The sequence below is a fragment of the Enterobacter sp. Ag1 genome (genome assembly GCA_000277545.1).
In the GTDB taxonomy this organism is placed as follows: Bacteria; Pseudomonadota; Gammaproteobacteria; order Enterobacterales; family Enterobacteriaceae; genus Cedecea.
Window position 1 is genome coordinate 1 of record AKXM01000026.1, and the last position, 15,498, is coordinate 15,498.

The 15,498-nt window shown below is 55.9% G+C and carries 5 protein-coding genes; 3 read left to right on the forward strand and 2 right to left on the reverse strand.

Features of this window, described 5'->3' with window-relative positions; translation table 11 throughout:
- Positions 1 to 609: 609 nt before the first annotated feature.
- Positions 610 to 9,246, reverse strand: coding sequence for a hemagglutinin repeat-containing protein (locus tag A936_RS10685; RefSeq protein WP_008457604.1), 8,637 nt, complete (start codon positions 9,244 to 9,246; stop codon positions 610 to 612).
- 10 nt (positions 9,247 to 9,256) lie between these two features.
- On the reverse strand, positions 9,257 to 10,933 hold the full coding sequence (locus A936_RS10690) for a ShlB/FhaC/HecB family hemolysin secretion/activation protein (protein ID WP_008457606.1): 1,677 nt from the start codon (positions 10,931 to 10,933) through the stop codon (positions 9,257 to 9,259).
- An 846-nt stretch (positions 10,934 to 11,779) separates the two neighbouring features.
- Between A936_RS10690 and dppA the strand changes: the two genes are divergently transcribed.
- The 3 genes from dppA (at position 11,780) to dppC (ending at position 15,493) form a co-directional block, all read left to right on the forward strand.
- Positions 11,780 to 13,387 carry a dipeptide ABC transporter periplasmic-binding protein DppA gene (gene dppA, locus A936_RS10695; protein ID WP_008457607.1) on the forward strand — a complete coding sequence of 536 codons (1,608 nt, stop codon included), beginning with the start codon at positions 11,780 to 11,782 and terminating at the stop codon, positions 13,385 to 13,387.
- A gap of 174 nt (positions 13,388 to 13,561) precedes the next feature.
- Positions 13,562 to 14,581 (forward strand): dipeptide ABC transporter permease DppB, encoded by a 1,020-nt coding sequence (dppB, locus tag A936_RS10700; RefSeq protein WP_008457609.1) that lies wholly within the window; start codon positions 13,562 to 13,564, stop codon positions 14,579 to 14,581.
- 9 nt (positions 14,582 to 14,590) lie between these two features.
- The gene (dppC, locus tag A936_RS10705) at positions 14,591 to 15,493 is read left to right on the forward strand and encodes a dipeptide ABC transporter permease DppC (protein ID WP_008457611.1); all 903 of its coding nucleotides are present in this window, start codon (positions 14,591 to 14,593) and stop codon (positions 15,491 to 15,493) included.
- Positions 15,494 to 15,498: the final 5 nt, after the last annotated feature.

The following is a 15,498-nucleotide window of genomic DNA, read 5'->3' on the forward strand; positions in this document are numbered from 1 at the left end:
TGTAATACCGCCAAAAATTACTGAAGCAATTACGTCAGACAGTTTTACTTCACCTGTTGTTCCATATTGAATACCTGCACTAGCTGCACCTGTAACACCCACAGCAATAAATTCTTGCTCAACAATATAATCATAGGCTGCACGCTGTTCCGGTGTTAGTTTTCCACCTGGTCCGCACGTCCGCCATTCATTGCCACAGAAAATACATACTGTTGTTCTGTTGACGACAGATTATCCAGCGCTGTTTTCGCTGCACCAATTCCGAGTAAAGCCCCCAGACCTTTCTCTGCCAGAGCATTACGACAGGCGGCGACTTTAGCACACCCCTGAATTGCCAGTTTTCCGCCCTGTACAACCAGACCCAGCGAGTTATTCTCAACTACATATCACGATAATAGAAAAACCATACTGGCAAACCTATCAATATTCCGACAAGAGCGACTTTAAAATAAGTAAACAGCTTAGCGATAAAAAATGACAGTATGTTCTCCCCTCCCCCAACCCAGTAACCAAGGAGACTGAACAACACAGCCATAATGAACAAAGCAATAAAAAGACTTGAGCATAGGTAAAATAAAGCAATAACAGACCTATATTTAATATTCATCACTATTTTCCCTTTTTATTTTTCAGCGCTTCATTCATACCCTCGGTAAACAACCCCGAAGCCGCAGAGTCCCCTGCGTTACCCACTATAGAAGGCAATGGGTTTTGAGTGACTGGTTTAGTAATTGTCCATACTCCTGTTGGGACCCATTCATACTGTTTTGATATTGGATTCAGTTTTTTATCAAACGGTACCTTAATAATGTTACCAGCGACATAGCCAACGGATGCACCAGCCTTACTCATCAGAGCGCCTATAAAGGGATCATCACCACTAATTTCAGCCTGGTAATAACCACTGGCTGCGTTCCATGTCACCGTAGGATTATATCCCTTACCGACTGTAATACCGCCAAAAATTACTGAACCAATTACGTCAGACAGTTTTACTTCACCTGTTGTTCCATATTGAATACCTGCACTGGCTGCCCCCGTAATACCCACAGCAACAAGCAACTCTTTGGAGTTATTCACCGCATTAGTAATAATCGCTTTGCCCCCCATTACCGCTACCGGCCAGGACGTTGGTGTCATAATCACATCCATAACTCTATCACTGGTTGTGATATTATCGTTCAGGAATTTCAGATCCGAGCCGTTAAGATATTTTACTATTGCCGCTGCATCCGGATCGTTCAGCTTCTCGCTTAACCTTACCTGATGCTTATTCGCATCCAGAGCAACGTTAGTGTTTGCCTGAATCAGCTCCTCCCAACTCACACAAGCCACACCGCCACCGGTACAGGCATCAATCAGTTCTTTACTATTTTTATTGCTGATATCGATATATTTTTCGACCACCTTTTTACAGTCACCACCAGATTTTTTGCATTCCTGCATTTCTTTATCAAGCTGACGAGCCTCTTTCTCACTCAGCCAGTTATTCTCAACCGTCGTTTTCCCGGTCTGTGCCCCTGCGACCGCATCTGCTGTACTGTTACCGGTTAATCCACCCGCCAGCCCTGCCGCCAGCGTTGCCAGCGCGCTTACCGTCTGCTTCTCCGTTTCACTCAGTTCGCTGACCGGCTTACCGTAGGCATTCGTCGCCACCATCCCGACCAGCTCTGCCGTGGCCGCTCCCGACGCGCCGACCAGTGCATTATTCCCCTGTGCCGCCGCCAGCGCCGCATTCACTGCCGCGTGAGCAAGTACCTTCCCGCCCGCGTCCAGCCCGCTGCTGCCGATGATATTCGCTATATACGGGGCCGAACCGCCCGCCACCGCTTTGGCCAGGTCGCCACCTGCCAGACCCTGTACCGCTGCCGTGGCCGCCTGAATGGCACGCTGCACTTTCCCGCCCGTACCAAAATCAGAGTCGGCAAACGCCCTGTCATAGAACGACTGATAAGCATGGCTGGCAACCTCTGCGTCAGTCGGCGTTTTATCCGGGCTAGCTTTAATCAACGCCTCTTTCGCCGCCTGAAGCTGCTCCGGGGTGACGCTCTTCATCTTCTCGTTCGCCACCCGGGTGGCTTCAATTTTGCCCTGCGTCGCCGCAATATTCCCCGCCTGCACCCCAACCTCGCCGATAAGCTGCGCCTCACGCAGCCGGTTCTGCTCTTTCTCTTTGTCGAAGATCGGGCTTAGCGTCTGGTTGGCGTGATCCGCGTCACGACTCAGGTTAGCCACATCCTGCTGCTGTTTCTCTTTATCGCGGATAACGATGGTGCCTTCGCTCACCGCCGACTTCGTCGTGGAGCTGGCACTGCCGGAGCCGTTCGCCCCCACCAGTAGCCCACTCGCCACGTTCCCCAGGAACTGGCTGCCCACGCTACCGCCCGAGCTGATGCCCACGCTCTGGTGCTCTACCTTGTACTCCGCGCTGTTCTCAATATCCTTAAAGCCCAGCGTCCCCGTATCCAGTTTATTTTTTCCGGCATCCGCCGTCGAGCCGATGACCGCCCCGTTCAGCTGCGTATGCTCGCCCACCGTAATATCAAACCCGCCTTTACCGGCAAAGATGCCCGTCTGCTCCTGCACCGACGCGTACGTACTGTGCATTTTATCCCGCGAGGCGTTGAGCGACAGCGAACCACCGCCCATACTTGCGCTCCCTCCGGCGCTCATATTGGTCTGCTTAGAGTCGTAATTGTCCGTGTCCTGCTCGCTGGTAAGCTGAAGGTTGCGGCCCACGTCCATCTTCACGCTGTTACCGCTCGCCTGCGCCCCGCTCAGCGTCGTGTCGCGCCCGCTGACGATATTGAGGTTATTCCCGGCATTCAGCGTCGTTTCGGTATGCGAGGTACCGGTGCCTTTCTCGTTGCCTTTGCCCTTATTGGCGCTGGCATTGACCGAAATGCCGTTCGCCCCGCTACCGAAGTTGATCCCCACGCCGTAGGCGCTGCCGTGACTTTCGTTTTTGCCGTCCAGCTTCTGGCTGTTCAGCGCGGACTCCAGCAACACGTCACGCTTCGCGTTCAGCAGCATGTCTTTGCCTGCCTGTAGCTCGCTGCCCTGTACGCGAATGTCGCCCTCGCTTGCCTTAATCGTCAGGTTATTCCCGGCGGTAAGCTGGCTGCCCTGGCTCTGGTTCGACGTCTGCGTTTGGGTCGATGTCGACGACTGGCTGCCCCAGGAGAGATTCACGCCCACCACGCTACCCGGCGAGCCGCCTTCGGCGTTATTCAGCTGATTCCCCTGGTAAGCCTCCACACCACTTAGCGCCGACTGCACGCCCTGTAGCGTGGCCAGGCGGCCGTTGCTCTCTTTTCTGGCGGAGTTTGCCTGGCTCACCGCCTGATTCACCGCGCTCCCCACCACGCCGGACAGCGCCAGCGTCAGGCCGCTGGTTTTTTGCTCGGTGATGTGGGTTTGCGTACTCTGATTTTCCGCCGCAAGAATGCTCACGTCCTTCCCGGTCAGCAGCAGATCCTGCTTCGCCAGCACCTCTGAGCCTTTCACCGTCAGCGCGTTACCGGTGCTCAGGTTCACGTTCCCGGCGGTGCTGCCCACCGTGCTGCCGGTGCTGCTCAGTGATTTGCCGTCGTCGGTAGTTTTCAGCTCACTCTTGCCATAGCTCACCCCAATCCCGCCGGTGCCGGACAGGCCGGAGGTTTTCTCCTGATACTGATGATTTTCCTGGCGGGTGTTTTCAGCCGTGGTTAAGGTCAGGTCGTTGCCGGCAGACAGATTAACGTCATGGGTTGCCGCCACGCTGCTGCCCTTCACGGTCAGATTATTTCCGGCCTGCAGGGTGATACTGTCGCCATCAAGCGTACTGCCCAGCGCGTCCGTTACCTTCACGTCGTCATGGGTGGTGATGGTCTTTTTCGACAGCCAGCCGCCGGAGCTTTGCCGGCTATTTTCGGTGACCTGATACGACGACTCGCCGCTGGTGATATTGATATCGTTGCCTGCCGCCACCGCAAGCTTATCTGCCGCAGTAACGCTTGCCGCGCGGGCGTTCACGTCGTGCCCGGCGCTCAACGCCACGGTGCCGTTACCGTTTATCTGGCTGCCGACATCCGTTGTCTGAACGACATGCCGGTCGTTGCCGCCGCCCCAGTCGCCGGATTCCGAGTGGGTGGTGGTCACGGTGTTCAGGCTCAGGTCATTGCCGGCCAGCAGCCGCGTTTTGCTATTTGCGCCGCTGTTGCTGACCAGGCTGCCGGTCAGGCTGATGTTGTTCAGCGCCTGCAGCCCCAGCTCGCCGCCATCGTTCTGCACGAAGATACCGGCAGGGCGGTCGATCCAGCTGTTGGTGCCATCTCCACGCGTGGTGGTGGTGCTATTGATGTCGCGGCCAGCCACGGCAATCAGGCCATCGCTGGCCTGCAGCGTTCCGCCTATGTTATTGATATCGGTCCGCGCCTGAAGACTGACGCGATTTCCACCAAGATATCCGCTGTTGGTGATGTTTTCGGCAGTGATTTGCGTAATTTCGCGTCCGCTGATATGTCCGCTGTTAGTGAGATCGTTTTTCACGTTCAGCGCAATGTTGCCGCCGGACATCAACGCCCCGCTGCCGTCGAGGTCTCCCGGCCGCACGCGGGCATAGACCTGCGGCACCAGTACGCTTTGTACCGACCCGTCAGGCAGCGTCACGTCCTGTTTCACCAGCCAGACCATATCGCTGGTCAGCAGCGCCATTTGCTGAGGCGTCAGCGCCACGCCCGGCGTGAGGTTGTATTGTTTACCAAACGCCACGCCTGCATCCATCAGCGCCCGATACTGATTCTCATCGTTATCAAACCCTTTCAGGAAGCGGTTCCCGGTCAGTTCAGTTATCTGCTGGCGGATCAGATTTTGCTCATAGAAGCCATCGCCCAGCCGCTTGAGGATGTTCCCGCCGTCCAGCGCGAACTGGCTTTGCATATAGTCGCTGCTGAGCCACTGCTTCTGATTGGTAAAACGCGGGTCGGTCTCAATCAGGAACGGGACGTCGTTCGACGGGTGCAGCTGATAAAGACTGTTATCGGGCAGGCGGAGGTCTGGCGGCGTGAGGCGAATTGCACTGTCCGGGCCGCTGGCAATCTCGACGATTTTCCCCGGTGGGACGGTAACAGGACGCTGCGCCAGCGCCGCATCCAGCTTGCCCGGATCGATTATATGGGTTGTAACACCACCGGTATCACGGCTTGAGATCGCCGTGCCGCTGCCGTTAATCAGGGCATTGCCCTGCCAGGCCATCTGCTTCAGGTCGATTTTTTGGATAATCACAGCCGGTTTGTAACTGCTGGTGTCTTTCCCCTGGCTGGTTTTGGTGCCGCCCAGTTTCTTTTTCTTCTTCTTGGCATACCAGCGCGTCTGGCTACCCACGTCGGTAATCACACGCTCGCCCAGGGTTGCCAGGTTATTCAGTTGAACTATCGTGCCGCCCAGCAGCCCACCGGCAACAACCGTGCTGTCCCGGTTGTTCAGCTGATTGCTGTTGATGGTCAGGTTGCCGCCGGCGATAATTTTGCCCGGATCGGTCTCCACGACCTGCGTCTCTTTCACCGTCCGCTGGTAGCTGTACTCATAAAACTCTTCGCTCTGTGAACCGTCCGGCATCTTAGCCGTATGCACGCCGTACTTATTCTTTTTACTGGTATCGACCTTACTCCAGTCGTAGTGCGTCGGAGAACCTTTCAGCGCCGCTTCGTGATGCGCAGAGTTTTCCGTCTCCAGTACCTGCGTTTTCAGGTTGTCATTGAGGTTATTAATCTCGCCAATATTGAGGGTCATATTACCGGCGGATTCCAGCGTCGAGCTGTGGTTATTGAACGTCAGCGCCTGCCCCTGAGCCTGCCATTGATCGTTGAGACTGCCGCCGATAGCCACATCACCTGCGCTGTAGATCATGGCGTGGCCGACGTTATTTAGCGTTCCAACGCCCAAATCCAGGCGCTGACGGGCAGCGATAACGGGGGCCACACTGTCTTTCGCTTCGTTATTTAGCGTTCCTGCCTGCAGGGCAACGCGGTCGCCATAAATACGCCCGGTGCCGTAGTTGTTAAGCGTGCCGGCGCTGATATGGGTTAAGCCGCCGTCCAGCAGCCCCCAGTTTGTCAGCGCCCCGCTTACCAGCAGGTGAGTTTCCCCGGCGCTTATCTCCCCGTTTGAACGGTTGAGCAATGCCGGAACGTTCATAGTCATTACGCCCCCGGCTTTCGCCAGGCCTTCATTAATTAGCCCCTCGGCAAAAGTGAAGCTGACGTTGCCGTTGGCAATAATCTGGCCGACGTTAAGCAGCGCTTTTTGCAGGTTCAGCGCCATTGCATCCTGCGAGAGAAGTTTGCCGTCGCCGGTCGCTGACCCGGCATCCAGCGTAAGCATCTTCCCGGCAATGAGCGTGCCCGCGCTGTTGGTCAGCGCCAGGCTCTGGCCGCCGTTCACCGTTAACTGATTGCCGGACGAAAGCAGGCCGCGCGTATTGTCCAGGACGCCACCCGAGTTAAGCGTCAGGGTATCGCTGCTGCGAACGGCGCCATCGATATTGTTGAGTGAGCCGGTATTCAGCGTTACCGACTGACCTTCGATGCCTTGCTGGTCTGAATGAGTGGTACGGTTGACTATGCTGGCGGCGTTAAGCGTCGCAGTTTTCCCGCTACGGATAAGCCCGCTGCCGTTTTCCAGCGCATTCTGCGTCGTGAGCTGCAGGTTACCCGCCACCTGAACCTGCCCGCCGGTGTTGTTGAGCGCGTGAGCGGTAATGCTCGCTTCACCTCCGACAGCAATCGTCCCGGCCTGGTTGTTGAACGGGTTACCGAGGGTGTCCAGCCGCGCATCTTCCGAGGCAACGATCCGCCCGGCGTCGTTCAGCAATACGCCACTCAGCAGGGTCAGATGCTTGCCTGAGGTCAGCTCGCCATGGCTGTTTACCAGCGCTCCGCCGCGAGTATCCAGCGAAAGCGATTTGCCCGCCTGAATCAGGCCCTGCTGGTTGTTGATGCCCTCATTGATAAGCGAAAGCGTGCCGTCGCTTGCCAGCGTGCCTGAGGTGTTATTCAGCGCCAGCGTGGTCAGGCTAGCGTCTTTGCCGGAGGCAATAAACCCGCCGCTGTTATCCAGCGCGCCGCTCTGCACGGTAAGCTGGCCCTGGCTCAGAACGCCGCCGTTTTTCCCGCTGTTGCGGTTGGTGAATGTACCGCCCGCTAAATCCAGAGAGAGATCCCCTCCCGCCTGGAGCAGGCCGGTGTCATTGTTTAGTTGGCTGCCGTTCAGGCTGAGGCTCTGCGTGCTGGCTATCACGCCGCTGCTATTATCCAGCGCTCCGCCTTTGAGGCTTAGCGCCCCTTTGCCCGACAAGTTACCGCCGCTGCGGTTTGTCAGGCTGCCGCCCTGCACGTTAACGTCCAGCGTTGAGCCGGACTGGAGCAAGCCCGCGTCGTTATTCAGCTGGCTGCCGTTGAGCTGGAGTCCCCCGGCGCTGGCGATAACGCCATGTTGGTTGTCTAACGCACCACCGTTTACCGTCAGCGCGCCATTGCTGAAAATGCCTTTCTTGCCGCTGTTGCGGTTGCTGAGCGCGCCGCCCTGCAGGTCCAGCGCTAAATCAGTCCCAGCCTGAACCAGCCCCTCGTCATTGTTCAGCCCGCCGCTTTGCAGCTTCACGCTTTTGCTGGCGGCGATTACGCCCTGCTGGTTGTTCAGGCTTTGCTTCGCGGTGTTGACCTCGACCGCATCTGCCTGAATTCTTCCCTGCTGGTTATCAAGTTTCGCCCCGCTAAGCGTCAGCTTTTTACTGTTTGCGACAATGTTTCCGCCGCGGTTATCAATGCCGCCCGCATGAGCCAGCGTCAGTTCGCTATCTCCGCTTTGCTGTAACAAACCCTGGCGATTGGAAAGCTGGCTGGCGGTAAGGTTAAGTTTATCGGCGCTCAGGCTGCCGCCGTCATTGTTCAGCATCCCGTTGGTGCTGACCGTTATCTGCTGCGCCGCGACATTCGCTTTTTGGGTATGAACATCGCCCTGCGCTGCCGCTAGCTCCACAGAACCCGCCCGGTTCTGGCTGGCGCTAAAATCAATGCTTGTGCCCTTTGCCGTCAGCTTGTTTACCGCGCTATTCTGCCCGCTAACGGTGAGTTTGCCCTCACTTTGCATCGCCAGGTCGCCCGCCGCGCTAGCGGTACCGTCCGCTTTCATCCCTGCAGCAAGCACGCCGTGACTTGAAATATCATTGCGTGAGGCAAGCTGCACGTTGTTGCTGGCCTGGATCAGGCCGCTGTTGGTGATTGAACCATCGGCATTGACCACGACGTCGCCTGCCGAGGCTCCTATTGTTCCGGCATTGTGTACGCCGACGCCGGATTCCGTCCCTCTCAGCTGGATTTTATTGGCGTACATGCCGCCAAGCTGCGCCACATCCACCGCAAACTGTGGGCGCGCGCTGCCATCATCGGATTTCGCCGTCGCAGAACGATCGCTGGCGCGGACGTTATTCCGCCCGGTGGTTATCTCAAGCTCTCTCGCCTGAATAGTGGCGTTCACTTTTACCGCCCGGGCAATCAGTTCGGTCGTGTTCTGGCGCGAACTGTCCATCCCTCGCCCCTGCACGGTAATAGTGCCCCGGCTCACGTCGTAACCGGTTATCTGGCCGTTCGACAGCTGCACCTGCCCGGTGGTCAACGTTGTGCGGTTGGCGTTGATAAAACCGCAGCCGTTACAGGTGATCCCGGCCGGGTTAGCAATGACGATTTGCGCCTGCCGCCCCGCCACTTCCAGCATCCCATTGAGCTGGCTTGGATCGCGCGAGTTCACTTCGTTCAGAATGACCTTCGCCTCGCCTTTCGCCAGCCACGGGTTAGCCGCCACCATGCCGCCCAGCTGGGTTTGGGTCATCTGATGGGAGTTGTTTAAAATCGCCCCTTTCTGGTCGATGTCGAACTGGCTGTACTTATTCTGGGAAACCCCGGCCGCGCTCGGCGTCTGGATGTTGATCTGCGGTGTGCCGTTCGCGCTGTTTATGATGGTCGGCTGCTGCTGGCCTGGCGCGCTGCCGTCGGCCACGATGTCTGCCCAGGCCGGCGTGCTGACACAGCCCATCGCCAGTAAAAGACTGAAGCTAATGCGCCCGAGGCGGCTCATGCAACGGTGCTGAGTATGGCCCACGCCCTCGGATGGAGAGGACGCAGCTCGACCCGAGGCGGCAATATCCGGCACTACCATCAGCACGCCACGCGCTTTGTTAAACACGATGCGATAGAGATTCTTATTCATCCTTGAGTCCTCAATATTGCCAGTTCAGATTGAAACCGAACGTCACCAGGTCGGTGGTAAAACCCTGCGGCTTTGACAGTGGAATACCGGCGAAAATATCGTAGCTTGCACTCAGTAACAGCCCGCGTAGCCCGAGCGCACCGCCCGCCAGGTGATTGCCTACAAGATAAGGGCTACTGTGACCGCTCACTTCCCCGTAATCCACGCCGAGATAGAGCTGCTGACCCGGCAGCGGCGTAAACCAGCCAAATTCATTGCGAACCGTCCAGCCGTTATCCGCGCTCAAGGTACGCTCGCCGTCGAAGCCTCTCACCGTCCAGCGGCTGCCGATAGAAAACTGCTCCTGCGGTGTTAAAGGCGTGTTGGTCTTCTGCCGCATATACTGCACGTTGTAGCGGAAGTTTTGCCCTGCCAGCGCGAAAGGCAACTCAAGCTGGGCGTTCATCAGCAGGATTTTGCTCAGCGCCGTTGCCTCGCCAAAATACTCTTCGGTAGCAGGGATCGAACCAAACCAGCGGGTGCCTCGCTGGTAGCTGATACCGGCATCCAGCGTAGCGGCGTAGATATAGTGGCGATGCTGTAACCCCACTTTCCAGGCAGCGGTTTTACGGCGCTGGGCGTCTATCTGGGTATCATCGAGAAAGTTTTTCGACTCACGGGTAATAATGTCGTAGGTAAAACTGGTCTTCTGGCTGCCGCTGCGGTGCAGGACGCGGCTTAGCTGAAAGGCGAGGTTATTGCTTTTTCCCCGGTAGCGGTAATCCCCGTTCAGCCCGGCGATAGTCTGGTAGTAGTCGTTGCTGCTGGCCGTCAGGCTCGTCATCCAGTAACCGAAAGGCACCGCGTATTGCCCGGTGTAGTTATGCGTCCCCTTTTCACCGTGAGGCTGCAGCGCACTGCCGGCGTTAAGGTAAAGCGTGTCGCTGAGGCTTAACGGGTTATCAACATAAAGCGTTACGCCGCCCTGATAGCGCCCTGTACTTCGGCTCCCGGAATCATCCAGCGACAGGCCAAGCCGCCACATACGCGACTGTTTCCAGTCCAGTAATATATCGCTCTCGCCCGGCTGTTCCCCGGGAATAATTTCCATATTGGCCTGAACGGTGGGTACGCGCTGGAAATTCTCCAGGCCTTGCTCGATATCGCGTAAATCCAGTAGCGCACCTGGTTTTGCCGGGAAACTATTTAATAACGAAACATAATTCCCGCTTTGCGGGGTAAATCTCACCTGCCGGATAGTGCCCGGCAAAATAGTAAGAATTAACTTACCTGAATTAAGATTTTGCTGAGGGGCAAGTACACGGGTCGTGACGTAGCCGCTATCAATAAGACGATTTTGTAATACGCTCATTAACTTATTAATGCCTTTACCACCCAGACAATGCCCGACCCCGCGATTGGCTAATTTTTGCAGCGGCAGCCAGTGAGGTATTTTTTCGCGCTGCTGTAATTCAACCTGCCGAATGGGAAAACAAGGCGTTTCCTTTGGAAAATCAAGGCTGAAAGAAGGCGTAGCCTGCGGTGACAGCCTGACGTCCGGCACCGGCGGTGCGAGTTGCGCCTCACGAGCACGCTGGCTTTCCTGTTGTCGAATAAGCTGCTCGTCAGCCAGTGGGGCGGAATATCCAGAATGAAGCAGTGAGAGTAAAACAATACCGCCATAAACAAAGAACTTTAGAACGCGCACAGAAATTCCCTTTAATTTTCACGCCATTATTGGCGCGAGGTCCATAAATCAACAGGTGAAAATTGCAGGCATTCCATTTACAGCAGCGTATTGATGAGAGCGTTAACAATTGTAGGAAGCCAATAATTGTTTCAGGTTATTAAGATATTAAATTAATGTCAATTTGTTATTTTTAGGAATTTTCCAATTATCGTACGTATTTATATAACGAATTAATTACTTGGATGAATACTTTAAATTTACCTCGCCAGACTCCCTATTAATTATAAGGGGGGATTACCAGCCAAGAAGGGTTGAACCGCCTCCGCCCCTCACTTACTGCCGTGGTTATGCTTTTATGCGGGATATAATTCATCGTATTTGGTTATGGAAAAGCATGGTTTTTTGCGCCGCCGCTTATGATGGCAGACAGCATTTTCCGCTGTGAGCGATGCAGATCACAAAATAAATCGTGCAACAATTCATCGTTTAACACAAAATTTTACCTATTCCGGACAATCGGTTCGCGCTATAGGTTGCAAATTAAGCAGTGCAATATTCTGGTAACAACCCTGTAGCATAAATTTCCCTGCTGGAAATCGTCCCGGAAGGTTTTTTTAATCTTTGCCCGCCGAATCCCACCTTGCTTGTAAATCCCCGTGACCTGTATTGACGTTTCCTTAATCTGTTGACAGATTGTAGGACGAGAGGGGCTATTTACGGACCGTCTGTGCTACCTCCATGCATGACTCGCGAAAGGAACTGCTAGCCTCACCACCGCCTCCGGGCACACCGTACCGACCACCCACCAATAACAATGGTCAGACGGTTACAAAACACAACACGACACATAATTGGAGCAGAATAATGAGTATTTCCTTGAAGAAGTCAGGGATGCTGAAATTTGGTCTGAGCCTGGTTGCCATGACCGTTGCAGCAAGCGTACAAGCCAAAACCCTGGTTTACTGTTCAGAAGGTTCCCCAGAGGGCTTTAACCCACAGCTGTTCACCTCCGGCACGACTTACGATGCCAGCTCCGTACCGATTTATAACCGTCTGGTGGAATTTAAAACCGGCACCACCGAAATAATCCCAGGCCTGGCTGAAAAATGGGACGTTAGCCCGGACGGTAAAACCTACACCTTCCATCTGCGTAAAGGCGTGAAGTGGCAGGACAATAAAGACTTCAAACCGACTCGCGATTTCAACGCCGACGACGTTGTATTCTCCTTTGACCGTCAGAAAAACAAAGACAACCCGTATCACAAAGTCTCTGGCGGCAGCTACGAATACTTCGAAGGCATGGGCCTGCCTGACCTGATCACCGAGATCAAGAAAGTCGACGATAACACCGTGCAGTTCGTGCTGGCGCGTCCAGAAGCGCCGTTCCTCGCGGATATGGCCATGGACTTCGCCTCTATTCTTTCTAAAGAATATGCGGACAACATGATGAAAGCCGGCACCCCGGAAAAAACAGACCTGAACCCAATCGGTACCGGTCCATTCCAGCTGCTGCAGTACCAGAAAGACTCCCGTATTCTGTATAAAGCCTTCCCGGGCTACTGGGGTACCAAGCCGCAGATCGATCGCCTGGTCTTCTCCATCACGCCTGACGCTTCCGTGCGTTATGCCAAACTGCAGAAAAACGAATGTCAGGTGATGCCGTTCCCGAACCCGGCCGACATTGCCCGTATGAAAGAAGACAAGAACATCAATCTGATGGAACAGGCTGGCCTGAACGTGGGCTATCTCTCCTTCAACACCGAGAAGAAGCCGTTTGACGACGTAAAAGTGCGTCAGGCGCTGACCTACGCGGTGAACAAAGAAGCGATCATTAAAGCCGTTTATCAGGGCGCGGGCACCGCGGCTAAAAACCTGATCCCACCAACCATGTGGGGCTACAACAATGACGTGAAGGACTACACCTACGATCCTGAAAAAGCGAAAGCGCTGCTGAAAGAAGCGGGTCAGGACAAAGGCTTCACCGTTGACCTGTGGGCGATGCCAGTTCAGCGTCCATACAACCCGAACGCTCGCCGCATGGCTGAGATGATTCAGGCTGACTGGGCGAAAGTTGGCGTGACCGCCAAAATCGTGACCTACGAGTGGGGCGAGTACCTGAAGCGTGCTAAAGCCGGTGAACACCAGGCCGTAATGATGGGCTGGACCGGCGACAATGGGGATCCGGATAACTTCTTCGCCACCCTGTTCAGCTGCGCCGCGGCGAAAGACGGTTCCAACTACTCTCGCTGGTGCTACAAGCCGTTTGAAGATCTGATTCAGCCGGCTCGCGCCACCGACGACCACAACAAGCGTGTTGAACTGTACAAACAGGCTCAGGTTGTGATGCACGATCAGGCGCCAGCGCTGATCATCGCTCACTCCACCGTGTTCGAGCCAGTGCGTAAAGAAGTTAAAGGCTACGTGGTTGATCCACTGGGCAAACACCACTTCGAAAACGTGTCCGTCGAATAATAAAAGTAACGTGCTTTATTCCCTCTCCCCCATGGGGAGAGGGTTAGGGTGAGGGGTATTGGCGTTGTCCAACCTCACCCCGACCCTCTCCCTCAAAGGGAGAGGGGGAAACATTTGTGAGCAATACAGACGGAACAGTTACCAGGCTTTCCGTCACTACAGAGAATCCGGGATATGCTGCAGTTCATCCTCCGACGACTGGGGTTAGTCATCCCCACGTTTATAGGTATTACCCTACTCACCTTCGCTTTCGTGCATATGATCCCCGGAGACCCGGTGATGATTATGGCCGGAGAGCGCGGTATTTCTCCTGAGCGTCATGCCCAACTGCTGGCCGAGATGGGTCTCGACAAGCCAATGTGGCAGCAGTACCTCCATTACATCTGGGGCGTAATGCATGGCGATCTGGGCATTTCATTAAAGAGCCGCCTCCCGGTTTGGGACGAGTTCGTGCCGCGCTTTAAAGCGACGCTGGAACTCGGCATCTGCGCGATGATTTTCGCCGTTGCCGTCGGCATTCCGGTGGGCGTTCTGGCCGCCGTGAAGCGTGGTTCAATCTTTGACCACACCGCCGTTGGCCTCGCGCTGACCGGCTATTCCATGCCAATTTTCTGGTGGGGCATGATGCTCATCATGTTGGTATCGGTGCACTGGAACCTGACGCCAGTGTCCGGGCGCATCAGCGACACCGTGTTCCTGGATGACTCCCTGCCGCTCACCGGGTTTGCGCTGATAGATACCGCTATCTGGGGCCAGCCGGGTGATTTTATTGACGCCGTCGCCCACATGATTTTGCCTGCCATCGTGCTGGGCACTATTCCGCTAGCGGTTATCGTGCGTATGACCCGCTCTTCCATGCTGGAAGTGCTGGGCGAAGACTACATCCGTACCGCTCGCGCCAAGGGTCTGACCCGCATGCGCGTGATCGTGGTTCATGCCCTGCGCAACGCGATGCTGCCGGTCGTCACGGTTATCGGCCTGCAGGTCGGTACTCTGCTGGCAGGCGCCATCCTGACGGAAACGATCTTCTCCTGGCCGGGTCTTGGCCGCTGGCTCATCGACGCCCTGCAGCGTCGTGACTACCCGGTAGTCCAGGGCGGCGTGCTGCTGGTGGCGACGATGATTATCCTCGTCAACCTGCTGGTAGACCTGCTGTACGGCGTGGTGAACCCGCGTATACGCCATAAGAAATAAGGGGCCATCATGACGCAACTAACAGAAAACAAAGTGGTGGCAGCACCCAAGCCGATGACGCCTTTCCAGGAGTTCTGGCACTACTTCAAACGCAATAAAGGGGCGGTGATCGGCCTGGTGTACGTCGCCATCATGATCTTCATCGCCGTCTTCGCTAACTTCCTCGCGCCGCACGCGCCAGCGGAGCAGTTCCGCGACGCACTGTTACACCCACCGGTGTGGCAGGAAGGCGGGAGCTGGAGCTACATCCTCGGCACCGACGACGTCGGTCGCGATGTGCTGTCCCGCCTGATGTACGGCGCTCGCCTGTCGCTGCTGGTCGGCTGCCTGGTGGTCGTCCTGTCGCTGGTGATGGGAATTGTGCTGGGCCTGGTCGCCGGTTACTTCGGCGGCGTGGTCGACAACATCATCATGCGCGTGGTCGATATCATGCTGGCACTGCCAAGCCTGCTGCTGGCGCTGGTGCTGGTGGCTATCTTCGGCCCGTCCATCGGTAACGCCGCGCTGGCGCTAACCTTCGTCGCGCTGCCGCACTATGTGCGTTTAACGCGTGCTGCGGTGCTGGTGGAAGTTAACCGCGATTACGTGACCGCCTCCCGAGTGGCGGGCGCTGGCCCGGTTCGCCAGATGTTTGTGAATATCTTCCCGAATACCCTTGCGCCGCTGATCGTTCAGGCGTCGCTCGGCTTCTCGAACGCCATTCTCGATATGGCCGCCCTTGGCTTCCTCGGCATGGGTGCGCAGCCGCCGACACCGGAGTGGGGCACCATGCTCGCCGACGTGTTGCAGTTCGCGCAGAGTGCCTGGTGGGTTGTGACCTTCCCAGGGGTTGCGATTCTGCTAACGGTGCTGGCATTTAACCTGATGGGTGACGGTCTGCGTGACGCGCTCGATCCCAAACTGAAGCAGTAAGAGGT